Raw genomic sequence first — 25,423 nt, 5'->3', positions numbered from 1 at the left:
AGACAGCGAAGAGGGGCGGATGCCGCAGGATCCGCCCCTCTGTCGTTCGCGCCGGAGCGCGCTGGTCAGTCCTGCCCGAGCGTGCCCAGGTAGAGGCCGATGACCTTCGGGTCGTTCAGCAGGTCGCGACCGGTGCCCGTGTAGGCGTCGCGGCCCTGGTCGAGCACGTAGCCGCGGTCGCAGATCTGCAGGCAGCGGCGGGCGTTCTGCTCGACCATGATGGTCGTGACGCCGGCGCGGTTGATCTCCTTGACCCGCAGGAACGCCTCGTCCTGGCGCACCGGTGAGAGACCGGCGCTCGGCTCGTCGAGGAGCAGCACGTGCGGGCCCATCATGAGGGCGCGCGACATGGCGACCATCTGCCGTTCACCGCCCGACAGGGAGCCGGCGCGCTGGCCGAGTCGCTTGCCGAGCTCGGGGAAGATCTCGGTGACGAACTCGAGTCGCTCCTTCAGCCCCTTGGGCTTCTGGAACAGGCCCATCTCGAGGTTCTCCTGAATGGTGAGCGACGGGAACACGTTGTTCGTTTGCGGCACGAAGCCCACGCCCTTGGCGACGAGCTTGTTCGCCTTCAGGTTCGTGATCTCCTCGCCGTTCAGCCGGATCTGGCCCTCGCGCACCTTCACGAGTCCGAAGATGGACTTGAGCAGGGTCGACTTGCCGGCGCCGTTGGGGCCGATGATGCCGATGAGCTCGCCCTGTCGCGCCACCAGCGAGCACGCGTTCAGGATGTTCACTCCGGGCAGGTAGCCGGCGGTGACGTTGTCGACCGCGACGACCTCGTCGCCGACGGGCTCGATCACCGCGCTCGTGGCGGATTCACTGTTCGTCATCGATGAGCTCCTTGATGGCCTCGACGTTCTCGGTGTCGGTGACACCCAGATCGGTGTCGTGGTGGGCGCCGAGGTAGGCGTCGATCACGGCGGGGTTCTCCATGACGGTGTGCGGATCGCCTTCGGCGACGATGCGACCCTCGGCCATGACGACCACCCAGTCGGCGATGTGGCGCACCATGTGCATGTCGTGCTCGACGAACAGCACGGTCATGCCCTGCGACTTGAGGTCGAGGATGTGGTCGAGCAGCGACTGCGTCAGTGCCGGGTTCACACCTGCCATCGGCTCGTCGAGCATCACGAGCGTGGGGTCGCTCATGAGCGCCCGCGCCATCTCGAGGAGCTTGCGCTGTCCGCCGGAGAGGCTCGCCGCGTAGTCGGTCTGCTTGGCGTCGAGCTTGAAGCGGGTGAGCAGCTCGACCGCCTTCGCCTCGATCTCCTCCTCCTGCTTGCGCCAGAGGAACGGAAGGACCGCGCGGAAGAGGTTCTCCCCGCTCTGGCCCTTCGCCCCGAGCTTCATGTTGTCGAGCACGCTGAGCAGGCCCAGCGCCTTCGTCAACTGGAAGGTGCGGATGAGGCCCATGCGCGCGACCCGGTAGGCCGGCACGTGGGCGAGCGAGCGCCCCTCGAACTCCCACTTGCCGGTGTCGGGCTTGTCGAAGCCCGTCAGCAGGTTGAAGAACGTGGTCTTGCCGGCGCCGTTCGGGCCGATGAGCGCGGTGATCGCGCCGCGGGGGATCTCGACGTGGTCGACGTCGACGGCTTTCAGGCCGCCGAACGTGCGGGTGACCCCGTCGGCGATGAGGATCGGGTCGACCTTGCGGCAACCCGGCTCTGCTTCGCCGATGTGGAGGCCGGTGGTCTTCACCGGCTTGGACGTGGGAGTGACATCACTTGACAAAGGCCAACTCCTTCTTGTTTCCGAAGATGCCCTGGGGCCTGAAGATCACGATCAACATGATCGCGACGCCGACGAGGATGAACCGGAGCTGTCCGGCCTGGACCTGCGTCATGAACGGGAGCCAGCCGGCCTCGACCGCCCGGGAGATGAAGCCCGAGAAGAAGGAGAGCAGCACCCAGAAGATCATCGAGCCGATGATGGGCCCGAGGATCGTGGCGGCCCCGCCGAGGAGCAGGATCGCGTAGACGAAGAAGGTGAGCGACGTCTGGTAGTTCGCCGGAACGACTGCTCGGGGCAGGATGAAGATCATGCCGGCCAGGGTGCCGTAGACGCCACCGAGGATGAGGCTCTGCATCTTGTAGGAGTAGACGTTCTTGCCCAGGGCGCGAACGGCGTCCTCGTCCTCACGGATGCCCTTGATGACGCGGCCCCACGGGCTGCGCATGATGAGCCAGGTGAGGAGGGCCAGGAGCACCACGACGGTCCACCCGACGATGCGCAGCCACCAGTCGTACTCGTTGTACTGGAACGGGCCGAAGCCGTAGGTGCCCTTCGGGATCGGGTTCAGGGCCGCGAAGCTGCCCTTGTACCCGTTCAGGCCCTGCGCCGAGCCCGTGACGGCCTCGAACGTGTTCGTCGTGAAGATGAGTCGCAGGATCTCGGCCGCCGCGATCGTGACGATCGCGAGGTAGTCGGCCCTGAGCCGCAGGGTCGGGATACCGAGGATCAGCGCGAACACGACGGACGCGCCGATGCCGACGAGCACCGCCGCCCAGACGGGCAGGTTGAAGGAGAGCACCGAGATGGCGTAGCCGTACGCGCCGAGGGCCATGAAGCCCGCCTGCCCGAAGTTCAGCAGGCCCGTGTATCCGAAGTGGATCGCGAGGCCGAGGGCCGCCAGTGCGTATGCCGCGGTCGTGGGGCTGATGAGCTCCTGCGCCGCGTTGGAGAAGATCTGAATCCAGTCGATCATGGTCGGTCCTCCTTAGCCGATTCTCTCGCGGCGACCGAGGATGCCCTGCGGTCGGAACAGCAGCACGAGGATCAGCACGACGAGCGCGCCCACGTACTTCAGGTCGCTCGGCAGCCAGAGCGTCGAGATCTCGATGAAGAGACCGACGATGAGCGAGCCGACGAGGGCGCCGAAGGCCGTGCCGAGGCCGCCGAGGGTGACCGCGGCGAAGATCAGCAGCAGGATCTGGAAGCCCATGTCCCAGCTGACGCCGGGACGGAAGTAGGCCCAGAGGATCCCGCTGAGGCCAGCGAGGGCCGCACCGAGCACCCAGACGATGCGGATGACGCGGTCGACGTCGATGCCGCTCGCCGAGGCCAGGCTCGCGTTGTCGGCGACGGCGCGAGTGGCCTTGCCGATGCGGGTCTTCACGAGGAAGTACGCGACGGCGAGGAGGACCACGACCGAGACGATCATGCTGCCCACGTCGATCCAGGAGAGCTGGACCCCGCCGAACGACAGCTCCTTCGGGGCGGTGGCCCCCGGCAGCTGCCGGGTCGCTCCGCCGTAGAAGAATTGGTACGTGTAGCGGATCGCGAGCGAGAGGCCGATGCTCACGATCATGAGCGGGATCAGCCCCACACCGCGTTTGCGGAGCGGTTTCCAGATCACGGCGTCGAGGGTCCATCCGAGCGCCGCGCTGAGCACGATGGCGATCGCGATGGCGAGCCAGATGGGCCAGGCCAGGTCGACGCCGAAGCTCAGCACCATGAGGGCGCCGAAGGTCACCATCTCGGCGTGGGCGAAGTTCGAGAGCCCCGTCGTGCCGAAGATGAGCGACAGGCCGATGGCCGCGAGCGCGAGCAGCAGGCCGAAGTTCAGGCCGTTGATCACGCGCTCGAGCAACTGCGCGGCGAAGTTCGTGGTCGTGCGTTCGCCCTCGCCGAGGAAGAAGTTCACGGCCTTCAGCTTCGTGAGGCCGAACTCAGCGGTGACGGTGGCTTCGCCCTTCGCGACGACGACGCCCTTCGGCAGGGTGTCCTCATCGAGGGTGACCTTGTACTCGCCCTTCTCGGGCACGCCGATTCGCCATTTGCCGTCGACATCGGTCTCGGCGTCGGCTTCGAAGCCGCCGCCTTCGACCGTGATCTTGACGCCTTCGAGCGGCTCGCGATCGAATTGCACGTTCCCCGTGAAGAAGTACTCGAACTCTTCGGAAGCCTGGGCCGTACTCCCATCCTCCGCCATCGCAGGGGACGCTGCGATGCCGGACAGAGTGAGTGCGGACAAAAGAATTCCGAGGAGAACGAGCCACCTCCTTGGAGACCGATGGGCGAGCGTTCGTGTGGGTTTCACTGCACCTCCAAGGGCACCCCTCTGGCTGGAGGCCGTCGGGGTTCGGTCCTTACCTGTCGACAACGTCGTCGACAGTACGTGCCGATTATGTCTCATGTGTTTCGCACATGAGGCAAACGGCGTTCGATTGTTATCCGGGAATGCTCGGGATGCAAACTCGCTTAACATTGATACTGCGGGCCCGACCACCGGCGCGCGGTATTCGGGCAGAACTCGACACAAGGAGCGACATGGACCAGGCCGACCCGTTCGGACTCACAGGACTCACCTACGACGACGTCCTCCTGCTGCCTGGTCACACCGACGTGATCCCGAGCGAGGCCGACACGACGTCGCGTCTCACCCGCCGCATCAACGTCGCGACGCCGCTGCTGTCGGCCGCGATGGACACCGTGACCGAGGCCCGCATGGCCGTCGCCATGGCCCGTCAGGGCGGCATCGGCATCCTGCACCGCAATCTCTCGATCGCCGACCAGGCCGACATGGTCGACCGCGTCAAGCGCAGCGAGTCGGGCATGGTCTCCAATCCGGTGACCACGACCCCCGAGGCATCCGTCGCCGACGTCGACGCCCTCTGCGCGACCTACCGGGTCAGCGGCCTGCCGGTCGTCGACACCGACGGCAAGCTCGTCGGCATCATCTCGAACCGCGACATGCGGTTCGTCTCCGACTTCGAGAAGCCGACCACGACCGTGGCCGAGGTCATGACGAAGATGCCGCTCATCACGGGCCGCGTCGGCATGAACCCCGACGAGGCGCTCGCGATCTTCGCGAAGCACAAGGTCGAGAAGCTGCCGCTCATCGACGACGAGGGCCACCTCACCGGCCTCATCACGGTCAAGGACTTCGACAAGTCGGAGCAGTACCCGAACGCCACGAAAGACAGCGAGGGCCGCCTCCGGGTCGGCGCCGCGATGGGCTTCTTCGGCGACGCGTGGGAGCGCGCTGAGGCGCTCCGCGACGCAGGCGTCGACGTGCTCGTCGTCGATACGGCGAACGGCGAGTCGGCCGGCGTGCTCGACATCATCCGCCGGCTGAAGACCGACCCGACCTTCGCCCACATCGACGTCATCGGCGGCAACGTCGCGACCCGCGAGGGCGCGCAGGCGCTCGTCGACGCGGGCGCCGACGCCGTGAAGGTCGGCGTGGGCCCCGGCTCGATCTGCACCACGCGCGTCGTCGCGGGCGTCGGCGTGCCCCAGATCACGGCCGTGTACGAGGCATCCAAGGCCACGAAGCCCGCCGGCGTGCCGCTCATCGCCGACGGCGGCCTGCAGTACTCGGGCGACATCGCGAAGGCGCTCGTCGCCGGCGCCGACACCGTGATGCTCGGCTCCCTGCTCGCCGGCACGGCCGAGAGCCCCGGCGAACTCGTCTTCCAGAACGGCAAGCAGTTCAAGGCGTACCGCGGCATGGGCTCGCTCGGCGCGCTCCAGACGCGCGGCCAGAAGACCTCGTACTCGAAGGACCGCTACTTCCAGGCGGATGTCCCGTCGGACGACAAGCTGATCCCCGAGGGCATCGAGGGCCAGGTGCCCTACCGCGGCCCGCTGTCGGCCGTCGCGTACCAGCTCATCGGCGGCCTCCGCCAGTCGATGTTCTACGTCGGGGCGCGCACGATCGCCGAGCTGAAGACCAAGGGCCGGTTCGTGCGCATCACGCCGGCCGGGCTCAAGGAGTCGCACCCGCACGACGTGCAGATCGTCGTCGAGGCGCCGAACTACACTCGCTAGTCCGTCACGGAGACAGGCACGTTCGGGCGACTCGCCGCGAGCGTGCCTGTTCTCGTCGCTGCCGGGGCGTGTCCGCCTGTTCTCAGGGCAGGGCAGGGCAGGGCAGGGCATCAGCGCCGGGCGTCGGCGATCCTGGTGACGGCTTCGGCGAGCACCTCGGGCGTGCAGGCGAAGTTCAGTCGCGCGTGCCCGCGGCCGACGCTCGCGCCGAACGTCGGCCCGATGCCGAGGGCGACCTTCGCGTGCTCGAGCGCGTAGGCGGCGGGGTCGTCGCCCCAGCCGAGCGCCGAGAGATCGAGCCACGCGAGGTAGGTCGCGTCGGGGATGCGGTAGCGGACGTCGGGGAGCTCGTCGGCGAGCAGCTCGGCGAGCAGGTGCCGGTTGTCGTCGAGGCTCGCGAGCACGCCGTCGAGCCAGGGGCCGCCGTGGCGGAAGGCCGCGATCGTCGCGATCGCCCCGAACTGGCTCATGCGCCACTCCACCTCGTAGGGGAGTGCCGAGCGCGCGCGGTCGCCGCGATCGCTCGCGGTCACGATGAGCGCGGTCTTCAGTCCGGCGATGTTGAACGCCTTCGTGGCGGCCGTCACGGCGACGCCGTGCTCACGGGCGGCGTCGGAGACGGTGAGGAACGGCGTGTAGTCGACGCCCGGCTGCACGAGCGGCCCGTGCACCTCGTCGGAGACGATCGTGACCCCGTGGCGGGCGGCGATCTCGGCCAGGGCGGCCAGCTGCGAGGCGGCCGGCACCAGGCCGATCGGATTGTGCGGGTTGCAGAGCACCATGGCCCTGGCGCCCGCGGCGAACGCCGCATCGATGCCGTCGAGGTCGAGCGACCAGCCTTCGTCGATGCCGCCGAGCATCGGCACTTCGACGACCGTGCCCGATGCCTCGGTCACGAGGTCGAAGAACGGCGGGTAGATCGGCGGGGTGATGATGACGCCGTCACCCGGTTCGGTGACGCGGCGGAGCATCTCGACGATGCCCATGCTGACGTCGGCGGTGCACGTCACGCGCGCCGGGTCGATCTCCCACCCGAGTCGGGCGGCGGCGAAGCCCTGGAACGCCTCGGCGACCTCGAGGCTCCCGGCCGAGTAGCCCGTGTCGGAGCGGTCGACCGCGGCGTGCAGCACCGCCTTGATCGGCTCGGCGAGCGGGTAGTCCATCTCGGCGACGGGCAGTGGCAGCACGTCGGCGGGGTAGAGCCGCCACTTCGCGCTCGTTCGCGTGCGGAGGACGTCGAGGGGCTCGGCTGCGGTGCGTTGCATGGCTCCAGCTTGCCGCAGAACGGCTGCGGGTGGCAGAGGCAATCGCGGCGCGATAGTCTGGTCGGCTGCCCATCAGGCGGTGTGGAACCGGGCGAGGTGGCCCGGCCGCGGACCGAACGGATCTCCCATGGGTTTCATCGACGTCAACGGCGTCTCCTTCTCGCTCGCCGACGGCAGGCCGCTGCTCGCCGACCTCGCCTTCCGGGTGACGGATGGCGCGACGACCGCCCTCATCGGCGCGAACGGTGCGGGCAAGTCGACGCTGCTGCGCATCATCCGCGGCGAGCTGCGACCCGACGAGGGCAGCGTGCAGGTCGACGGCGGCCTCGGCGTGATGGATCAGTTCGTCGGCACGGGCGCGACGATCGAGGGCACGGATGCCACGGTGCACGGCCTGCTCGTCTCGGTCGCGCCGACGCGGATCCGTGCGGCGGCGATCGAGCTCGAGGCATCCGAGACCGCCCTCATCGAGCACGACGACACCGCCGCGCAGATGCGGTACGCCACCGCGCTCGCCGAGTACGCGGAGGCCGGCGGCTACGACCAGGAGGTCGTGTGGGACCACTGCACGATCGCGGCGCTCGGCATCCCGTTCGAGCGTGCGAAGTGGCGCGAGCTCTCGACCCTCTCGGGCGGCGAGCAGAAGCGGCTCGCACTCGAGGCGCTCTTCCGCGGCCCCGAGCAGGTGCTGCTGCTCGACGAGCCCGACAACTCGCTCGACGTGCCGGGCAAGCGCTGGCTCGAGTCGCAGCTGCGGGCGACGCCGAAGACGGTGCTGCTCGTCTCGCACGACCGGGAGCTGCTCGCCCGCGCCGCCGACCGCATCGTCACGCTCGAGGTCGGGGCGGCCGGCAACACGGCGTGGGTGCACGGCGGCAGCTTCGAGGGGTACCACCGGGCACGCGAGGAGCGCTTCGAGCGCCTCGACGAACTGCGCCGGCGCTGGGACGAGCAGCACGTCGCGTTGAAGACGCTCGTCGCGACCCTGAAGGTCAAGGCGACCTACAACGACGGCATGGCCTCCCGCTACCAGGCGGCGATGACGCGCCTGCGCCGGTTCGAGGAGGCAGGGCCGCCCGAGGAGCGGCCGCCGACCCAGGCCGTGTCGATGCGGCTGCGCGGTTCCCGAACGGGCAAGCGCGCCGTGGTCGGCGAGCGACTCGAGCTCACGGGGCTCATGAAGCCCTTCGACCTCGAGGTCTGGTACGGCGACCGCGTCGCCGTGCTCGGCTCCAACGGCTCGGGCAAGTCGCACTTCCTTCGACTGCTCGCCGGCGGCGGCACCGAGCCCGACCGCACGCTCGGCCATGTCACGACGGTGGGCGAGTCGCTCGCGCGGGTGCCGCACGAGGGCCGTGCGGTGCTCGGCGCGAGGGTCGTGCCCGGCTGGTTCGCGCAGAACCACGAGCATCCCGAGTACCGCGGGCGCACGCTGCTCGACATCCTGCATCGCGGCGACGCGAATCGCGACGGCATGGCGCGAGAGGCGGCCAGTTCGGCACTCGATCGGTACGGGCTCGCGGCATCCGCCCAGCAGACGTTCGACTCACTCTCGGGCGGTCAGCAGGCGCGGCTGCAGATCCTCCTGCTCGAGCTCTCCGGAGCGACCCTCCTGCTGCTCGACGAGCCGACCGACAACCTCGACCTCGTCTCAGCAGAGGCGCTCGAGGAGGGCCTGTCGCGGTTCGACGGCACCGTGCTCGCGGTCACCCACGACCGCTGGTTCACGCGCGGCTTCGACCGGTTCCTCGTCTTCGGCAGCGACGGCGAGGTCTACGAGTCGGATGCCCCGGTGTGGGACGAGTCGCGGGTGGTGCGCGCCCGCTAGCTCCCGCTCCCGAGGAGCGGGATGTGCCGCGTCGGGTCACCCGATCGGGTGAGGTGCGGAGGTGGTGCCGACGCCCAGACTGATCGGCATGACGAGACAGAGGATCGACAAGCGGAGGGCGATCGCCGGACCGGCGCTCATCATCGTGTGCGCGCTGCACACCGCGGTGGGAGTGATCGCCTCGGCCCCGGCCGTGGGCGAGGCGTTGGCCGAGGGCTGGTACGGAGCGATGACGAGCGAGCTCGAGGTGGCGCTCTGGTTCCTGATGACCGGATTCTTCGGTCTGGTCGCGGGACTGGCGATGACCGCCCTCGAGCGCGCCGGGCGGATGCCATGGCCGGTCAGCATCGCGCTGTTGACGATCGCGCTGATCGGGGTGGGCGCAGCGCCGGTGTCCGGGTTCCTGTTCGTGCTGGTGGCGGCGGTCATCGCCGTCGTGCAGTCGGTGCGAGCGCACCGTCGGCGACCGTCGGTGCCGGAGGAGGGTGCGGTGCTCGAGCACTCGGCCCGATCGGCGACGGGACGGGCATGAGCTCGGCGCGGTCCGCCGTCGGTTCCGGGTCCGAGGGGGCCGAGGCGACCTCCGCGTCGACGGCCGCGTCGACGGCCGCGATGGTGGCGGCGGTGCTCGGCGTGCTGGGGCTGCTCGCGTTCGCGGCGGTGAACATCGTGTTCGAGGGAACGGGCCGCTTCGCGGCCGGACCCCTGGCGGCCTACGCCTCCGGCCTGTCCGTCATGAACTGGCTGGTCGTGGGCCTCAAGCTGTTCGGCGCCGTCGTCCTGATGCTCTCGGTGAGCAGGAGGGCCACGGCGTTCGCGCCGAACACGATGACGCTGCTGCTCTGGGGAGCCTTCGGCACCTTCGCGGTCTATGCGCTCGGAACGGTCGCCGAGGCCGCCGTGCTGGCGACCGGGATCGCCGGGAGCCCCGACGACATCGACGCGGCCGGCGTCGCCTACCTGCTGGGCGCGGTGTCCTTCGCGGCCTGCTTCGGCGTCGTCGCGATCTCGTACTCCCGGCGCACCCGCTGGCGGGCAGTCCCGATCGTGGCCGGCCTCCTCGGCGCGCCGATCCTCCTCGCGGGCATCCTGGTGCTCGCGCCGGCGCTGCTGGTCGCCCTCGGCGTCATGCCGCCGCTGTAGATCGGTGCGAGTTCCGGTGGACGCCCTGCTCCTCTCAACCGGCGGAGTATCGGCCGGGTAGGGTTGAGTGGTGACCCAGGAGATCGAGATCGGCCGCTCCAAGCGGGGCCAGCGCGTCTACGCATTCGATGACATCGCGATCGTGCCCAGCCGGCGCACCCGCGACCCCGAAGACGTCTCGGTCGGGTGGACGATCGACGCGTACCAGTTCGACATCCCGTTCCTCGCGGCGCCCATGGACTCCGTCGTCTCGCCGCAGACGGCGATCATGATGGGCCAGCTCGGCGGCCTCGGCGTGCTCGACCTCGAGGGCCTCTGGACGCGCTACGAGGACCCCGAGCCCGTGCTGGCCGAGATCCGCGGCCTGTCGCCCGAGAACGCCACGGCGCGCATGCAGCAGCTCTACTCCGAGCCGATCAAGCCCGAGCTCGTCACCGCGCGCCTCGCCGAGATCCGCGCGGCGGGCGTCACCGTCGCCGGCGCGCTCTCGCCCCAGCGCACCCAGGAGCTGTACGAGACCGTCGTCGCAGCAGGCGTCGACCTGTTCGTGATCCGCGGCACCACGGTGTCGGCCGAGCACGTCTCGAAGAACCAGGAGCCGCTGAACCTCAAGAAGTTCATCTACGAGCTCGACGTTCCCGTGATCGTCGGCGGTGCGGCGACCTACACCGCGGCCCTCCACCTCATGCGCACCGGAGCCGCCGGCGTGCTGGTCGGGTTCGGCGGGGGAGCTGCGTCGACGACGCGTGCGACCCTCGGCATCCACGCCCCCATGGCCACCGCAGTGGCCGACGTCGCCGGTGCGCGGCGCGACTACCTCGACGAGTCGGGCGGCCGCTACGTGCACGTCATCGCCGACGGCGGCGTGGGCAAGTCGGGCGACATCGTCAAGGCGATCGCGTGCGGCGCCGACGCCGTCATGCTCGGCGCGGCACTGGCACGGGCGACGGATGCCCCGGGCGGCGGGTACCACTGGGGCGCCGAGGCGCACCACCCGAAGCTTCCGCGCGGCCAGCGCGTGCACGTCGGGCAGGTCGCCCCGCTCGAAGAGGTGCTCTACGGGCCGGCGCCGTCGGCCGACGGCGTCACGAACCTGATCGGCGCGCTGAAGCGCTCGATGGCCACCACCGGATACTCCGACCTGAAGGAGTTCCAGCGCGTCGAGGTCGTCGTCGCGCCGTACCAGTCGTCCTGACGCGGACGGTGTCGGTTGCGGCCGTCGCGCCGTACCAGTCGTCCTGACGCGGACGGTGTCGGTTGCGGCCGTCGCGCCGTACCAGTCGTCCTGACGCGGACGGTGCTGGTTCCGGCCGTCGCGCCGTACCAGTCGTCCTGACGCGGACGGTGCTGGTTGCGGCCGTCGCGCCGTACCAGTCGTCCTGACCCGCGCGTTCCATGGCGCCCGGGCGGGTGCTCGGGTAGCGTGGAACCGGATCGCGCGGCCTCGCCGTGAGGCCGCGGGGATGGGGTGGCACGATGGCGACTCAGAAGTCGGCGAGGCTCAAGTCGGTGACGCGTTCGACCAAGCTCGGACCTGACGAACGGAAGGCCGCGATCGCGCGGCTGAAAGAGAAAGAGCTCGACATCCTCGTTGTGGGCGGCGGCATCGTCGGCACCGGAGCCGCGCTCGACGCGGTCACGCGAGGTCTCTCGACCGGGCTCCTCGAGGCCCGTGACTGGGCGTCGGGCACCTCGAGCCGTTCGTCGAAGCTCGTGCACGGCGGCATCCGCTATCTCGAACAGCTCGACTTCCGGCTCGTGCGGGAGGCGCTCATCGAGCGGGGCCTGCTGCTGCAGCGCATCGCACCGCACCTCGTGAAGCCCGTTCGGTTCCTGTACCCCCTGAAGACCCGCGTCATCGAGCGGTTCTACGTGGGCGCCGGCATGATGCTCTACGACATCTTCAGCTACACCGGCGGGCGGCCCCCCGGGGTGCCGCATCATCGGCACCTGTCGAAGCGGCAGGTGATGCGGGCCATCCCGTCGCTCTCGAAGGACGCGCTCGTCGGCGGCCTCACGTACTACGACGCACAGGTCGACGACGCGCGCTACGTCGCCTCACTCGCCCGCACCGCGTCGTTCTACGGCGCCCACGTCGCGAGCCGGGTGAAGGTCGAGGGCTTCATCAAGGTCGGTGAACGCGTCGTCGGAGTGAAGGCGCACGACCTCGAGACCGACGAGCACTTCGAGATCCGGGCGAAGCAGGTCGTGAACGCCACCGGCGTCTGGACCGACGACACGCAGCGCATGGTCGGCGAGCGCGGCACGTTCAAGGTCCGCGCCTCGAAGGGCGTGCACCTCGTCGTGCCGCGCGACCGCATCCAATCGGCGATGGGGATGATCTTCCGCACCGAGAAGAGCGTGCTGTTCGTCATCCCGTGGGGCCGTCACTGGCTGATCGGCACGACCGACACCGACTGGAACCTCGACAAGGCGCATCCGGCCGCCACCGCCGCCGACATCGACTACCTGCTCGAGCACGTCAACGCGGTGCTCGGCATCCCGCTCACCCGAGAAGACGTCGAGGGCGTCTACGCGGGCCTCCGGCCCCTCCTGGCCGGGGAGAGCGACCAGACCTCGAAGCTCTCGCGCGAGCACCTCGTCGCGCACACGGTGCCCGGTCTCGTCGTCATCGCCGGCGGTAAGTGGACGACGTACCGGGTCATGGCCAAGGACGCCATCGACGCGGCGGTCGACGCGCTCGACGGCAAGGTGCCGAAGTCGACGACGCAGGACATCCCGCTCCTCGGCGCAGAGGGATACCAGGCGGCGTGGAACAAGCGCGGCAAGATCGCGCGCGCCTTCGGCGTGCACGAAGTGCGCATCGAGCACCTGCTGAACCGCTACGGCACGATGACCGACGAACTGCTCGACCTGATCCGCGACGACCCCTCGCTGGGCGAGCCGCTGCCCGGCGCCGACGACTACCTCGGCGCGGAGGTCGTCTATGCGGCCACGCACGAGGGAGCGCTGCACCTCGACGACGTGCTCGCGCGTCGCACCCGCATCTCGATCGAGGCGTGGGACCGCGGCGTCTCCGCCGCGCCCGTCGCCGCGAGGCTCATGGGCAAGGCGCTCGGCTGGGACACGGCTCGCCAGGCGCTCGAGGTCGAGCGCTACCTCGAGCGGGTCGCCGCCGAGCGCGCCTCGCAGGAGCAACCCGACGACGCATCGGCCGACCGGGTGCGCCTCGAGGCTCCCGACATCGTGAAGGTGGACTAGCGCGCTGAGACCGGCGACGTCGTGAAGGCGGACGAGACGGGCGTGGATCGAGGGCTCCTGACCAGCGCCTAAACTGGAGGGCATGCTCGTCAGCCCCGGAAGCACGCCCCACGCGGGAACCGGCGACTGATGCTCAAGATGATGCTGCGCCCCAGGTGGGTGCTCGCACTGCTCCTCGCGCTCGGCATCGCCGCGGCATTCGCCCTGCTCGGCCAGTGGCAGCTCGAGCGCGCCGTCGAGTCGTCGGTCGTCGTCGAACGCCCCACCGAAGAGGTGAGGCCGTTCGCCGGCATCGCCGAGCCCGACCAGCCGACGACGCAGGCGGCGACCGCCCAGCTCGTCGAGGTCACCGGCACCGTCGTGCCCGGCGACACGGTCATCGTCGAGGGCCGGCTGAACGAGGGCGTCGCCGGGTTCTGGCCCGTCGTGCACCTCGAGGTCACCGACGGCACCCCGGCGGGCCTCCCGGTCGCGCTCGGCTGGGCCGCCGACGAGGAGACCGCACGGGAGGCCGCCGCCGCATTCGAGCGCTCGATCGACCCGAGCGAGCCCATCACCCTCGTCGGGCGCTTCCTGCCGAGCGAGGCGCCGATCGCCCCCGATGCCGAGGCCGACCCGTTCGCCATGCAGACCGTCGCGGTGGCGCAGCTCATCAACGTCTGGGCCGACTACGACGACCGGCCCGTCTACTTCGGCTACGTCACCGCGGCCGAGGCGCCGGCCGGCCTCGACGCGATCGCCTCGCCGCCGCCCGAGCAGGAGCAGCAGCTCGACTGGCTCAACGTCTTCTACGCGCTCGAGTGGGCGGTCTTCGCCGGGTTCGCGATCTACCTCTGGTACCGGCTCGTGCGCGATGCCGTCGAGCGCGAGCGCGAAGAGCAGGCCGAGGCCGAGGCATCCGCTGCTCGGGTCGTCGCGGGCGGTTCGCCGAGCGGCGACTGACCGTCGCCCTCGTTCAGCCTGCCGCGCCGTCGGCGGCGAATGACGCCGCGTACTCGGCCGACGGCGGAATCGGCGTGATCACATCGACGAGCACGCCGCCGGGGTCGCGCACGATCACGTGACGTTGCCCGAAGCCCTCGCTGCGCAGCTCCTGCACGATCGGCACACCGGCGGCCTCCAACGCCGAGGCGAGCTCGTCGACGTCGTCGACCTCGATGTTCACGATCACGCCGGCCGCCGGCACGCGGAAGTCGGCGGGAATGCTCTGGTGGGCGGCATCGAGCAGCGCGATCTCGGCGTGCGGGGGCAGCGGATGCCGCAGGCTGACGTACCAGTCGGTGTCGAACGTCGGGTCGAAGCCGAAGTGCTCGCGGTAGAAGCCGGCACTCGCCTCGACGTCGGTGGTGCCGAGCACGGGATAGAGATTCATGGTGACCCTCCTCGGGCAAAGATACATACAGTGTGTATGTATTGTGAAACACGTACAGTGTGTATGTCAATGGTCGAGCCGGCATCGTCGGGGTTGGAGGACTCATGGCCACGAAGGCGGAGCAGCGGGAGCGGACGCGCGCGGTCATCCTCGAGCTCGCCACGCAGGCGTTCGCCGAGCGCGGCTACGCCGGCGTGGCGCTCGAAGACCTCGTCGCCGAGGCAGGGCTCACCCGCGGCGCGCTCTACCACCACTTCGGCAGCAAGCAGGCGCTCTTCCGCGCCGTGCTCGAAGCGGCGCAGGCCCGGGTGGCGCGCGCCGTGGAGGTCGCCGCAGCCGCCGCCGGCGATCCGCTCGCCGGGTTCCTCGACGGCTGTCGCGCGTTCCTCGAGGCGAGCCTCTCGCCCGGCGTGCGCAGGATCCTCCTCGTCGACGGCCCTGCAGTGCTCGGGTGGGACGACTGGCGCAGCGGCGATCTCGACACGAGTGCCGGCCTCCTCGACGAGGGCGTCGCGGAACTGGCCGCGGCCGGAGTCATCTCGTCGCACCGGCTGCGCACCGTCGCGACGATGATCTCGGGCGCCCTCAACGAGGTCGCCGTGGCCAACGCGGCGGCCGCGGACGCGCCGGGTGAGATCGACGCAGCCGTGGAAACGCTGGCCCGCATGCTCACGGGACTCTCCCCGCTCGACGCCGCGTAGACTGGTCTCATGCCCCTCGAGCCGAAATCCGCCGATCTGCCGCGCATTCGCGGGGCCCTGAAGTTCTACCAGGTCGCTTCGGTGATCACCGGTGTCATGCTCCTGCTGCTGTGCGCCGAGATGATCATGAAGTACGTCTTCCACCTGGAGCTCTACGCCTTCGGCGACCAGGGCGTGCTCGCGTTCACCCCGGTGATCGAGACGGCCGCCGGCCTCGAGTCGACCGGCACCGGCGTGAACCTCTCGACCGGCATCCTCATCGCCCACGGCTGGTTCTACGTCGTCTACCTCTTCAGCGACTTCCGGCTCTGGAGCCTCATGCGCTGGCCGTTCAGCCGCTTCATCATCATCGCGCTCGGCGGCATCGTGCCGTTCCTCTCGTTCTTCCTCGAGGCGCGCATCGGCCGCGAGGTGCGCGAGTACCTCGACCGCCGCGAGGCTGCGGAGGCCGCAGCCGCCACGACTTCGGGCGCCGCCGACTCAGGCGCCCCTGACACGTCCGACACCCTGGAGGCCCAGCAGTGACCGATCAGCCCACCGAGCAGCGTCCGGTTCTCGTCGTCGATTTCGGCGCCCAGTACGCCCAGCTCATCGCCCGGCGCGTGCGCGAGGCATCCGTCTACTCGGAGATCGTGCCGCACACGATCACCGCGGCCGAGGTGGCCGCCAAGAACCCGATCGGCATCGTGCTCTCCGGCGGACCCTCGTCGGTCTACGAGGAGGGCGCCCCGTCGCTCGACGAGGGCATCCTGAAGCTCGGCGTGCCGACGCTCGGCATCTGCTACGGCTTCCAGGTGATGGCGACGCAGCTCGGCGGCGAGGTCGCGCAGACCGGCCTGCGCGAGTACGGCGCGACGGCCGCGACGGTGACGGATGCCTCTGGCAACGCACTGCTCGAGGGGCAGCCCGCCGACCAGACCGTGTGGATGAGCCACGGCGACTCGGTGTCGCGCGCACCCGAGGGCTTCGAGGTGCTCGCCTCGACCGCGTCGACGCCCGTCGCCGCGTTCGCCAACGACGAGAAGAAGTTCTACGGCGTGCAGTGGCACCCCGAGGTCAAGCACTCGGAGTTCGGCCAGCGCATCATCGAGAACTTCCTGCACCGCGCCGCCGGGATCCCGGCCGACTGGAACTCGGGCAACGTCATCGCCGAGCAGGTCGCCCGCATCCGCGAGCAGGTCGGCACCGCGCGCGTGATCTCCGCGCTGTCGGGCGGCGTCGACTCCGCCGTCTCCACCGCGCTCGTGCAGGAGGCCGTCGGCGACCAGCTCACGGCCGTGTTCGTCGACCACGGGCTGCTCCGCAAGGGCGAGCGCGAGCAGGTGCAGCAGGACTACGTCGCAGCGACGGGCGTGCGGCTCATCACGATCGACGCCGAAGACACCTTCCTCGACGCGCTGGCGGGCGTCAGCGACCCCGAGCAGAAGCGCAAGATCATCGGGCGCGAGTTCATCCGCGCGTTCGAGCAGGCCGAGCGCGACCTCATCGCCGAGGCCGCCGCAGCCGGCGAGCCGATCAAGTTCCTCGTGCAGGGCACGCTCTACCCCGACGTCGTCGAGTCGGGCGGAGGCACGGGCACGGCGAACATCAAGAGCCACCACAACGTCGGCGGCCTCCCCGAAGACCTGCAGTTCGAACTCGTCGAGCCGCTGCGCACCCTCTTCAAGGACGAGGTGCGTGCGATCGGCCGCGAGCTCGGACTGCCCGAGGCGATCGTCGGCCGCCAGCCGTTCCCCGGCCCCGGGCTCGGAATCCGCATCGTCGGAGAGGTCACCCGCGAGCGGCTCGACCTGCTGCGCGAGGCCGACGCGATCGCCCGCGAGGAGCTGAGCGCGGCCGGCCTCGACCAGGAGATCTGGCAGTGCCCCGTCGTGCTGCTCGCCGACGTGCGCTCGGTGGGCGTGCAGGGCGACGGCCGCACCTACGGCCACCCCATCGTGCTGCGCCCCGTCTCGTCGGAGGACGCGATGACCGCCGATTGGACGCGCCTGCCGTACGACGTGCTGGCGAAGATCTCCAACCGCATCACGAACGAGGTTCCCGAGGTGAACCGGGTCGTGCTCGACGTCACGTCGAAGCCGCCGGGCACCATCGAGTGGGAGTGAGGCCGGGTCGGGAGCCCGTGCGGCTCCCGCTCGACCGCTGAGGAGGCCGGCACCCATTGGGGGGTGCCGGCCTTCTCGCATCCGCGTGCACCCTGCCAGACTGGGCATATGGGCGTCGTCGAGAACTCGAAGTTGACCGTCGTCGGTGCGGGGAGCGTGGGCACGAGCCTCGCGTACTCGGCGCTGATCCGCGGGAGTGCGAGCGAGGTCGCGTTGTACGACATCGCCCGCGAGAAGGTCGAGGCCGAGGTGCTCGACCTCGCGCACGGCACGCAGTTCACGGGCTCCTCGGTGAGCGGCGGAGCCGACCTCGGCGTGGTCGAGGGCTCGCACGTCATCGTCGTGACCGCGGGGGCGAAGCAGCAGCCGGGGCAATCGCGACTCGACCTCGCGGGCACCAACGTCCGCATCCTCGAGAACCTGCTGCCGGCGCTCCTCGAACGGGCCCCCGACGCGGCCATCGTGCTCGTCACGAATCCCGTCGACGTGCTCACGGTCGCCGCGCAGCGCATCACCGGCCTGCCGCCGCACCGCATCTTCGGCTCGGGCACCGTGCTCGACACCTCTCGCCTGCGCTGGCTGCTGGCCAGGCGAGCCGGGGTCACCACCTCGAGCGTGCACGCCGACATCGTGGGTGAGCACGGCGACACCGAGTTCCCGCTGTGGTCGAACGCCCGCATCGGGCCGGTGCCGATCCTCGAGTGGCGCGGCGCCGAGCCGTTCTCGGCGGGCGAGCTCGACGACATCGCGCACGAGGTGCGCGACTCGGCGTACACGGTCATCCGAGGCAAGGGCGCCACGAACTACGCCATCGGCCTCGCCGGTGCGCGCATCGTCGAAGCCGTGCTCCGCGACGAGCGGGCGGTGCTGCCGGTCTCGACGGTGCTCCGCGGCATCCGGGGCCTCGACGGCGTCGCGCTCTCGCTGCCGAGCGTCGTCGGCGGAGACGGCGCGGTGCCGGTCGCCGAGACGCCGTTCTCGACCGAGGAGGAGCTGCTGCTCCGAGCCTCGGCCGATGCGATCACGGCGTCGGTCGCGACGCTCGGAATCTGAGGCCGGCCGCCGCCTCCCGAAACCACGAACGGCCGCCCGGGGGCGGCCGTTCGATGTTCGAGTGTCGACGAAGGTCAGTCGCTCGACTGCGCAATCGCGAGCATGCGCAGGATCTCGAGGTACAGCCAGATGACCGTGACCATGATGCCGAACACGCCCGACCACTCGTACTTCTTCGGGGCGCGGTTACGCACGCCCTGCTGGATGAAGTCGAAGTCGAGCACCAGCGAGTACGCCGCCATGATGACGACGAAGACGCCGAGGATCACGCCGAGGGGGATGCCCATGATCTCGAAGCTGCCGCGCAGGCCCCACGGGTTTCCGTCGGCGCCGCCGAAGATCATGATGCCGAGGTTCACAAGCGAGAAGACGGCATAGCCGATCATCGCGATGAGGAAGACCTTCGTCGCCTTCTTCGAAGCGCGGATCTTGCCCGAGGCGAAGAGCGCGAGCGTCACGCCCACGACGACGAGCGTCGCGATGACGGCCTGCGCCACGATGCCGGGGTTCATCGCCTCGTACCAGGCGGAGATGCCGCCGACGAAGACGCCCTGTGCGGCCGAATAGGCGAGCACGAGGGCCGGCGACGGCTCCTTCTTGAAGATGTTGACGAGTGCCAGCACGAAGCCCACGATGCCGGCGCCGATCCAGAGGAAGGGCATCGACTCGGTCGTGACCCAGCCGAGGGCTGCACCGACGACGAGCAGGCCGAACGCGAGGGCCGACTTCTGGATGGTCGTCTCGACCGCCATCGTCTCACCGGCGGGCGGCGTCGCAGGCTGGTTGTACATGTCCTGCAGCTGCTGGGCCGAGATGTCTTGCGCTGCGGCCACGCCCCCCTGCGCGGAGAACGCGGAGTTCCGCGAGAATGCGGGGTTGTCGAGAGCCATGGGTTTCCTCTGCTTTCGGCTGTGTTCGGGGGACGGGCGGCGGCCATGCACGGCATCCGCTTGACTACCAACCTACCCGAGTTGTCCGTGACAACGCCTTGAGTTTCCGCGACATTCCCCGCTCGGCATGCCCGGCGCTGGCTACGCTGGGCGCATGCAGCACCACGACGCTCCGCGCCCGCTCGTGATCGGGCACCGCGGTGCACCCGGGTACCGGCCCGAGCACACCCGCTCGGCCTACGAACTCGCGTTCGCACTCGGCGCCGACGCCGTCGAACCCGACATCGTCGCGACGCGCGACGGCGTGCTGGTGCTCCGCCACGAGAACGAGATCTCGGGAACGACGGATGTCGCGGACCGACCCGAGTTCGCGGGCCGCCGCACGACGCGCGAGATCGACGGCACCGCCCTCACCGGCTGGTTCACCGAGGACTTCACGTGGGCGGAGCTCGCGACGCTGCGGGCGCGCGAACGCCTCGGCGCCCTGCGTCAGTCGAGCGCGAGCTTCGACGACCGGTTCCCGATCATCAGGCTGCGGGAGCTCTTCGAGATCATCGACGTCGCGTCCGACGAGCAGCGGCGGATGCTGCGCATGGTGGCCGAGTTCAAGCACGCCGCGCACTTCGACGCGCTCGGGCTGCCGCTCGACGAGCTGTTCCAGGCAGAGCTCGACGCGGCCGGGTGGGGGCGCGGCGATGAACGGCTCATCATGGAGGCGTTCGAGCCGACGCTGCTCGATCGGCTCGCGGCTCGCGGCATCCGGGGCAAGCGCGTCTTCCTCATCGAGGGCTCCGGCGCCCCATGGGATCTCGTGCTCGAGCAGGGCCGGAGCGCGCCCGCGTACGACTCCTTCGTGACCGAGGCGGGGCTGCTCCGGCTCGCCGGCCGCTTCGACGGCGTGAGCGTCGGCAAGGCGCGCCTCGTCGGCGGCGCGAAGACGAAACGGGCGGATGCCGCCGGCGCCCCGCTCTCGGGCGCCGAGCTCGTCGACGCGGCGCACGCGGCCGACCTCGAGATCTACACCTGGACCCTCCGCCCCGAGAACAGCTTCCTCGCCGGCCGGTTCCGGCGCGGCACCGTGCGGGCCGCGTTCGGCGACTGGGCCGGGGAGTTCGCGGAGATCATCGCCATGGGCGTCGACGGCGTCTTCCTCGACCATCCCGACCTCGGGGTCGAGGTGCGTCGGGCGACCCCGGTCTCCTGAGGGAGCCCGCCCGGTCGCCTCACCACACGTCGACGAGTTCGATGCCCTCCGTCTCGATCGCCGCCCGGAACCGCTCGTCTCGGAGCAGTTCGAGCTCCCAGGCGCGGAGGATCCCGTCGGGGCCGGAGACCGCGTGCTCGGGCGCCGGGTGCATGAAGATCTCGCTCGTGCCCTCGGGGAGCGCTCCGAGGAGGCGGAGGTACCCGTCGCGGAGCGACGCGTAGCTCCCGAGCTGTGCGGCCGGTGTCCGGTTCGTGGCGATCGCGGCGGGAATCGGCACGCCGGCCGCGTCCGCGGCGGCGACGCCCGTCGCGTGGATCGACGCGACCTCGACGGGGAGGGCGCCGCCGAGGTAGAGCGCCGGATCCCGGGGGAGCCGGAACCCCAGGCCGTGGCGTGCCGCGAGCTCGAGCGCCTCGGCGATGAACGGGCGCCCACTGAGGCCGTAGAGGGTGCCGGCGTGCGAGTCGAGGGCGAGGGGGCGGATGCCCCAACTCGTGAGGCGCTGCAATTGCGCGTCGAGTTCGGCGGCGACGTCGGCGGCATCCGCCCGCGCCTTCACCTCGGCGGGATCGAACGGGAGCATGCCGTCGGCGGAGACGAGCGAGGCCGCGGCTCGCACCGGCCGCCAGGCCGGGAGTCCGCCCTCGCTCGAGAGGGTCGCGTGCAGGCGCGGCACGATGCCGGCACGGGCGACGGCGGTCGCCGCGGCCTCGGCGCCGGGCGCGACGACGATGACCGTGGACGCCGTGATCGCGCCGTCGGCGGCGAGGCGTGCGATCTCGAGCGAGGTGCCCGCCTCGCGGCCGAGGTCGTCGGCCGTGAGCACCAGCCGACGACTCATTGCGTGGTCTCGTCGTCGGCCGCGGTGCTGCGCACGGCGGCGAGCGTCATGCCGCCGTCGGCCTCCGCCTCGGAGAGGCCATCGGGAACGCGGATGAATCGGGCGAGCACGGCCCCGATCGTGCACAGGATGAACGGGTACACGCAGAGGTAGATGCGGAACGCGACATCCGGTTGCCCGCCGGGGTCGTCGCCGGAGTTGTAGCCGAAGAAGATGCCGAGCGAGGCGAGCGCGAGGCCGGTGATGATGCCGTTCAGGCGGCCGAAGAAGCCGAACGCCGAGAGGAAGAGGCCCTCGCGGTGCTGGCCGTGCCGTCGGGCGTCGTCGTCGAGCACGCGCGCCACGATCAGGTCGTTCGTGGCGAGCATGCCCGAGTAGCCGATGCCGACGAGGAGCCCGGCGAGCAGGGCGGTGACGAGGTCGTTCGCGAAGAAGAGCGGGACGAAGCTGAGCGCGAGGATCACGAAGGCGAGTCGCCAGGTGAACGCCGCGCCCCTGCTCCGGATCACGCGGGTCCAGACGACGAGTCCGGCAGCCGAGCAGAGGATGACGGTGGCCTGCAGGTAGAGCGCGTTCGCGACGGGGAGGCCGAGGGAGTAGCGCACGTAGAGCTGGAGCCCCGCGAGCACGAGGGCCATGGCGCTCGCGTAGCAGGCGCCCGCGACGCCGATCGACCAGAACTTCGGGTTGCGGATGATGGTGAGGAGCGTCGGGAGGAAGCGCGGCCGTGCACCCTCCGCGTAGCGGGGGTTCTCCTTCGCGCTGAACGCCATGAACAGGATGACCGCCGTGGCGATCGCGCCGTAGATGATCGCCGTCGTCGTGAAGCCGACCGTGGTGTCCTCGGTGCCGAACGCCGAGGTGGTGAGCAGCGGCGTCACCGCGAGCGAGATGACGAGGGCCACGAGCTGGAATCCCTGACGCAGCGAGTTCGCGACCGCCCGCTTCCGCTCCCGCGGGAAGAGCTCGGGCAGCAGTGCGCCGTAGTTGGCGTTGAGCATCGAGTCGAACGCCTCGCAGAGGATCGCGAAGATCGCGAACCAGAGCACGAGTCCGAGGCCCTCGAGCGAATCGGGAGCGGAGAAGAAGGCGATCATGCTCGCGGCGAGGAGCGGGGCGCCGACGACGAGCCACGGCCGGCGTCGTCCCCAGCGGGTCCGGGTGCGATCGGAGAGGAAGCCGAGCACCGGATTGTCGACGGCGTCGATGACGGCGTACACGATCATGACTCCCGCGTACACGCGCACGTCGAGCCCGAGGATGTCGACGTAGTACAGGATCATCGAGCCCTTGATCATGTTGATCGGGATCGAGGTGCCGAACATGCCGATGGCGTATCGCCAGGGGGCGGTGGTGCGGGCAGGGGTCGTCTCGGAGCGCTCGGTCATCGTCGTCCTTCGCTGGGGGTGCGCAAATGTTACGACATTCTGCGTTCGCCGTCGCGTTTCCGTCGAGATCGATGATCGGAAGCGGGCGCTTCGCCCGTTCGCGGCCTCGAGACGAGTGTCGGATGTCGCGCCTAGACTTGAAGGGATATGACGCTGATCCTCGACCCCGACGACCCGGCCGGCTGGCGCGAGGCGCCCCTCGCCGTCGATGCGGGCACCGACCCTGCCGGCACCGGCGGCTCCCGACTGACCGATGGGCTGAACCCCGAGCAGCGCGAGGCGGTCGAGTACCGCGGCCCCGCGCTCCTCATCGTCGCGGGTGCGGGCTCGGGCAAGACGCGCGTGCTCACGCATCGCATCGCGAGCCTCATCGAGAGCCGTGAGGCGTGGCCGAGCCAGATCCTCGCGATCACCTTCACCAACAAGGCCGCCGCCGAGATGCGCGAGCGCGTCCAGGCGCTGCTCGGCGAGAGCGCCTCCGGCATGTGGATCTCGACGTTCCACTCCGCGTGCGTGCGCATCCTCCGCCGCGAGGCCGAGTCGATCGGGCTCTCGTCGACCTTCACGATCTACGACTCCGCCGACCAGCGCACGATCCTCAAGCGCATCATCAAGGAGCTCGACGCCGACACCATGGGCTTCACGCCCGCGAGCGCGCAGGCGAAGATCTCGAAGCTGAAGAACGAGCTCGCCGACGTCGAGACGCACGCGCGCAACGCGAACATGAACGACCCGCAAGAGGTCATGTTCCTCGAGATCTTCCGCCAGTACACGCGGCGGCTCCGAGCGGCGAGCGCGCTCGACTTCGACGACCTCATCGCCGAGACGGTCTACCTCTTCCGCGCCTTCCCGAAGGTCGCGGCGCTCTACCAGCGCCGCTTCCGGCACATCCTCGTCGACGAGTACCAAGACACGAACCACGCCCAGTACTCGCTCATCCACGAGTTGACGCGGGCGGTGCCGCGCGAGGTCGTCGAGGAGCTCGACGAGCACGGCATCCTCGTGCGGGGGCTGACGGATGCCTCCGGGGCGATCCCCGGCGCGAGCCTCACGGTCGTCGGCGACTCCGACCAGTCGATCTACGCGTTCCGCGGCGCCGACATCCGCAACATCTCCGAGTTCGAGCGCGACTTCCCGGGCGCGAAGGTCGTGCTCCTCGAGCAGAACTACCGCTCGACCCAGAACATCCTCTCCGCTGCGAACGCGGTCATCTCGAACAACTTCGACCGCAAAGAGAAGAAACTCTGGACGGCCGACGGCGATGGCGACAAGATCATCGGCTACACGGGCTACACCGCCCACGACGAGGCGCAGTTCATCGCCGACGAGATCGAATCGCTGCACCGCGCGGGCGTCGCGTATCGCGACATCGCCGTCTTCTACCGCACCAACGCGCAGACCCGCGCACTGGAGGAGATCTTCGTGCGCTCGGCATTGCCGTACCGCGTCGTCGGCGGCACGAAGTTCTACGAGCGCGCCGAGATCAAGGACGCGATGGCCTACCTCATCGCGGTCGCGAACCCCGTCGACGAGCTCGCGCTCCGACGCATCCTGAACACGCCCAAACGCGGCATCGGCCCGGCCACCGAGACGGCGCTCGCCTCGTTCGCCGAGCAGAACGAACTCACCTTCCGGCAGGCGATGCGCGCCGCCGACGGGCTCGGTCTCGGCCCCAAGGTGACGGGCGCGATCTCGGCGCTCGCGAACGTGCTCGACGAGGCGGCGGCGATGCTCGTGCCCTCGGCCGAGGGCCTCGCGGCCGGCACCAACGTGGGGGCCGCGAAGGTCTCCGACGTGCTGGTGTTCCTCGTCGAGCGCTCGGGCCTGCTCGACGCGCTCCGCAACAGCCGCGACCCGCAAGACGAGACCCGCGCAGAGAACGTCGAGGAGCTCGTCGCTCAGACCCGCGACTTCGATCGCGAGAACCCCGGCGCGACGCTCGTCGACTTCCTCACGCAGGTCTCGCTCGTGGCGGCGGCCGACGAGCTCGACGATGCATCCGGCACCGTCTCGCTCATGACGCTGCACACGGCCAAGGGCCTCGAGTACCACGCCGTCTTCCTCACCGGCATCGAGGAGGGGCTGCTGCCGCACCAGATGTCGGCCTCCGAGCCCGGCGGCCCGGCCGAGGAGCGCCGGCTCTTCTACGTCGGCATCACCCGCGCCCGCAAGCGTCTCTACCTCTCGCTCGCGATGAGCCGCGCGCAGTTCGGCGAGGTGGCCGTGGCGATGCCGTCGCGCTACTTGCAGGAGATCCCCGAGGGCCTCATCGACTGGCGCCAGTCGCCGGGCATGGCGACCTCTCGCGGCGGCACGCAGCCCCGCGCGTTGAACGCCCGTCGCGGTGCGCCCGGTGGCGCATGGGGCACGCGCGATCGCGACCTCGAGCGGTTCAGCGTCACCCGCTCCGACAAGCCCAAGACCGAGTGGGCAAATCGCGTCACCGGCACGGTGCGCGACAACGGCGACCTCACGCTCGCGGCCGGCGACCGAATCCGTCACACCGACTTCGGCGAGGGCAAGGTCACCCAGGTCACGGGCGAGGGCACGAAACGCATCGCGCACGTCAGCTTCGACACCGCAGGCCAGAAGAAGCTCCTCATCAAGATCGCGCCCATCGAGAAGCTCTAGCG

22 protein-coding genes are annotated in these 25,423 nt (G+C 69.9%); 13 read left to right on the top strand and 9 right to left on the bottom strand.

All coding sequences use genetic code 11. From position 1 onward, the window contains the following. Nucleotides 1-65 precede the first annotated feature (65 nt). The 4 genes from ACFTQE_RS12170 to ACFTQE_RS12155 are packed head-to-tail and all read right to left on the bottom strand — an operon-like array spanning nt 66 to nt 3,871. Nucleotides 66-833, bottom strand: coding sequence for an ABC transporter ATP-binding protein (locus ACFTQE_RS12170; protein ID WP_376925315.1), 768 nt, complete (start codon nt 831-833; stop codon nt 66-68). Continuing rightward, entirely contained in the window at nt 820-1,734 is a 915-nt protein-coding gene (locus tag ACFTQE_RS12165; RefSeq protein ID WP_375835120.1) for an ABC transporter ATP-binding protein, read from the bottom strand. The genes ACFTQE_RS12170 and ACFTQE_RS12165 overlap by 14 nt, the downstream gene beginning before the upstream one ends. After that, nucleotides 1,724-2,704 (bottom strand): branched-chain amino acid ABC transporter permease, encoded by a 981-nt coding sequence (locus tag ACFTQE_RS12160; RefSeq protein WP_376925316.1) that lies wholly within the window; start codon nt 2,702-2,704, stop codon nt 1,724-1,726. Before ACFTQE_RS12160 ends, ACFTQE_RS12165 begins: the two co-directional genes overlap by 11 nt. Nucleotides 2,705-2,719: 15 nt before the next feature. Continuing rightward, a complete protein-coding gene (locus ACFTQE_RS12155) occupies nt 2,720-3,871 on the bottom strand; it encodes a branched-chain amino acid ABC transporter permease (protein ID WP_376925314.1) in 1,152 nt (383 codons plus the stop codon). A gap of 401 nt (nt 3,872-4,272) precedes the next feature. On the opposite strand from ACFTQE_RS12155, the gene guaB reads away from it, so the two are divergent. Beyond that, a complete protein-coding gene (gene guaB, locus ACFTQE_RS12150; RefSeq protein ID WP_375835117.1) occupies nt 4,273-5,775 on the top strand; it encodes an IMP dehydrogenase in 1,503 nt (500 codons plus the stop codon). 110 nt (nt 5,776-5,885) lie between these two features. On the opposite strand, the gene ACFTQE_RS12145 is transcribed toward guaB, so the two are convergent. Beyond that, nucleotides 5,886-7,040: a MalY/PatB family protein gene (locus ACFTQE_RS12145; protein ID WP_376925313.1), complete on the bottom strand. Its 1,155-nt coding sequence runs from the start codon at nt 7,038-7,040 to the stop codon at nt 5,886-5,888. 127 nt (nt 7,041-7,167) lie between these two features. Here ACFTQE_RS12145 and ACFTQE_RS12140 point away from each other — a divergent pair, with 127 nt between their 5' ends. The 6 genes from ACFTQE_RS12140 to ACFTQE_RS12115 all read left to right on the top strand — a co-directional run bounded on the left by ACFTQE_RS12140 (nt 7,168) and on the right by ACFTQE_RS12115 (nt 14,175). Then, nucleotides 7,168-8,868: an ABC-F family ATP-binding cassette domain-containing protein gene (locus ACFTQE_RS12140; RefSeq protein ID WP_376925312.1), complete on the top strand. Its 1,701-nt coding sequence runs from the start codon at nt 7,168-7,170 to the stop codon at nt 8,866-8,868. Nucleotides 8,869-8,956: 88 nt separating this feature from the next. Further along, complete coding sequence (locus tag ACFTQE_RS12135) at nt 8,957-9,400, top strand: DUF6463 family protein (RefSeq protein WP_376925311.1); 444 nt, start codon at nt 8,957-8,959, stop codon at nt 9,398-9,400. Next, the gene (locus ACFTQE_RS12130) at nt 9,397-10,011 is read left to right on the top strand and encodes a hypothetical protein (RefSeq protein WP_376925310.1); all 615 of its coding nucleotides are present in this window, start codon (nt 9,397-9,399) and stop codon (nt 10,009-10,011) included. Before ACFTQE_RS12135 ends, ACFTQE_RS12130 begins: the two co-directional genes overlap by 4 nt. Before the next feature lie 70 nt (nt 10,012-10,081). Further along, nucleotides 10,082-11,206 carry a GuaB3 family IMP dehydrogenase-related protein gene (locus tag ACFTQE_RS12125; RefSeq protein WP_376925309.1) on the top strand — a complete coding sequence of 375 codons (1,125 nt, stop codon included), beginning with the start codon at nt 10,082-10,084 and terminating at the stop codon, nt 11,204-11,206. Nucleotides 11,207-11,487: 281 nt separating this feature from the next. Beyond that, nucleotides 11,488-13,233 carry a glycerol-3-phosphate dehydrogenase/oxidase gene (locus ACFTQE_RS12120; protein WP_376925308.1) on the top strand — a complete coding sequence of 582 codons (1,746 nt, stop codon included), beginning with the start codon at nt 11,488-11,490 and terminating at the stop codon, nt 13,231-13,233. Nucleotides 13,234-13,374: 141 nt separating this feature from the next. Further along, nucleotides 13,375-14,175, top strand: a complete 801-nt coding sequence (locus ACFTQE_RS12115; protein WP_376925307.1) for an SURF1 family cytochrome oxidase biogenesis protein — start codon at nt 13,375-13,377, stop codon at nt 14,173-14,175. A gap of 13 nt (nt 14,176-14,188) precedes the next feature. On the opposite strand, the gene ACFTQE_RS12110 is transcribed toward ACFTQE_RS12115, so the two are convergent. Then, a complete protein-coding gene (locus tag ACFTQE_RS12110) occupies nt 14,189-14,605 on the bottom strand; it encodes a VOC family protein (protein ID WP_376925306.1) in 417 nt (138 codons plus the stop codon). Nucleotides 14,606-14,709: 104 nt separating this feature from the next. Here ACFTQE_RS12110 and ACFTQE_RS12105 point away from each other — a divergent pair, with 104 nt between their 5' ends. The 4 genes from ACFTQE_RS12105 to ACFTQE_RS12090 all read left to right on the top strand — a co-directional run bounded on the left by ACFTQE_RS12105 (nt 14,710) and on the right by ACFTQE_RS12090 (nt 18,464). After that, nucleotides 14,710-15,306, top strand: coding sequence for a TetR family transcriptional regulator (locus tag ACFTQE_RS12105; RefSeq protein WP_376925305.1), 597 nt, complete (start codon nt 14,710-14,712; stop codon nt 15,304-15,306). 9 nt (nt 15,307-15,315) lie between these two features. After that, entirely contained in the window at nt 15,316-15,831 is a 516-nt protein-coding gene (locus ACFTQE_RS12100; protein ID WP_376925304.1) for a DUF3817 domain-containing protein, read from the top strand. Beyond that, on the top strand, nt 15,828-17,411 hold the full coding sequence (gene guaA / locus ACFTQE_RS12095) for a glutamine-hydrolyzing GMP synthase (protein ID WP_376925303.1): 1,584 nt from the start codon (nt 15,828-15,830) through the stop codon (nt 17,409-17,411). Before ACFTQE_RS12100 ends, guaA begins: the two co-directional genes overlap by 4 nt. Nucleotides 17,412-17,519: 108 nt before the next feature. Continuing rightward, on the top strand, nt 17,520-18,464 hold the full coding sequence (locus ACFTQE_RS12090) for an L-lactate dehydrogenase (RefSeq protein WP_376925302.1): 945 nt from the start codon (nt 17,520-17,522) through the stop codon (nt 18,462-18,464). 74 nt (nt 18,465-18,538) lie between these two features. Here ACFTQE_RS12090 and ACFTQE_RS12085 read toward each other — a convergent pair whose 3' ends face one another. After that, nucleotides 18,539-19,354 carry a Bax inhibitor-1/YccA family protein gene (locus ACFTQE_RS12085; protein WP_376925301.1) on the bottom strand — a complete coding sequence of 272 codons (816 nt, stop codon included), beginning with the start codon at nt 19,352-19,354 and terminating at the stop codon, nt 18,539-18,541. Nucleotides 19,355-19,508: 154 nt separating this feature from the next. On the opposite strand from ACFTQE_RS12085, the gene ACFTQE_RS12080 reads away from it, so the two are divergent. Further along, nucleotides 19,509-20,558, top strand: coding sequence for a glycerophosphodiester phosphodiesterase family protein (locus tag ACFTQE_RS12080; protein WP_376925300.1), 1,050 nt, complete (start codon nt 19,509-19,511; stop codon nt 20,556-20,558). A 19-nt stretch (nt 20,559-20,577) separates the two neighbouring features. On the opposite strand, the gene ACFTQE_RS12075 is transcribed toward ACFTQE_RS12080, so the two are convergent. Together ACFTQE_RS12075 and ACFTQE_RS12070 are read right to left on the bottom strand one after the other, a co-directional pair. Continuing rightward, nucleotides 20,578-21,402, bottom strand: a complete 825-nt coding sequence (locus tag ACFTQE_RS12075) for a ChbG/HpnK family deacetylase (RefSeq protein WP_376925299.1) — start codon at nt 21,400-21,402, stop codon at nt 20,578-20,580. After that, entirely contained in the window at nt 21,399-22,790 is a 1,392-nt protein-coding gene (locus ACFTQE_RS12070) for an MFS transporter (RefSeq protein ID WP_376925298.1), read from the bottom strand. The genes ACFTQE_RS12075 and ACFTQE_RS12070 overlap by 4 nt, the downstream gene beginning before the upstream one ends. Nucleotides 22,791-22,937: 147 nt before the next feature. Here ACFTQE_RS12070 and ACFTQE_RS12065 point away from each other — a divergent pair, with 147 nt between their 5' ends. Beyond that, complete coding sequence (locus ACFTQE_RS12065; protein WP_376925297.1) at nt 22,938-25,421, top strand: ATP-dependent helicase; 2,484 nt, start codon at nt 22,938-22,940, stop codon at nt 25,419-25,421. The last annotated feature ends 2 nt before the right edge of the window (nt 25,422-25,423 follow it).

It is taken from the genome of Agromyces sp. NPDC056965 (assembly GCF_042673425.1).
Classification (GTDB): Bacteria; Actinomycetota; Actinomycetes; order Actinomycetales; family Microbacteriaceae; genus Agromyces.
The sequence above is the reverse complement of the archived record's forward strand: the minus strand, read 5'-3'. Positions and strand labels throughout refer to the sequence as shown.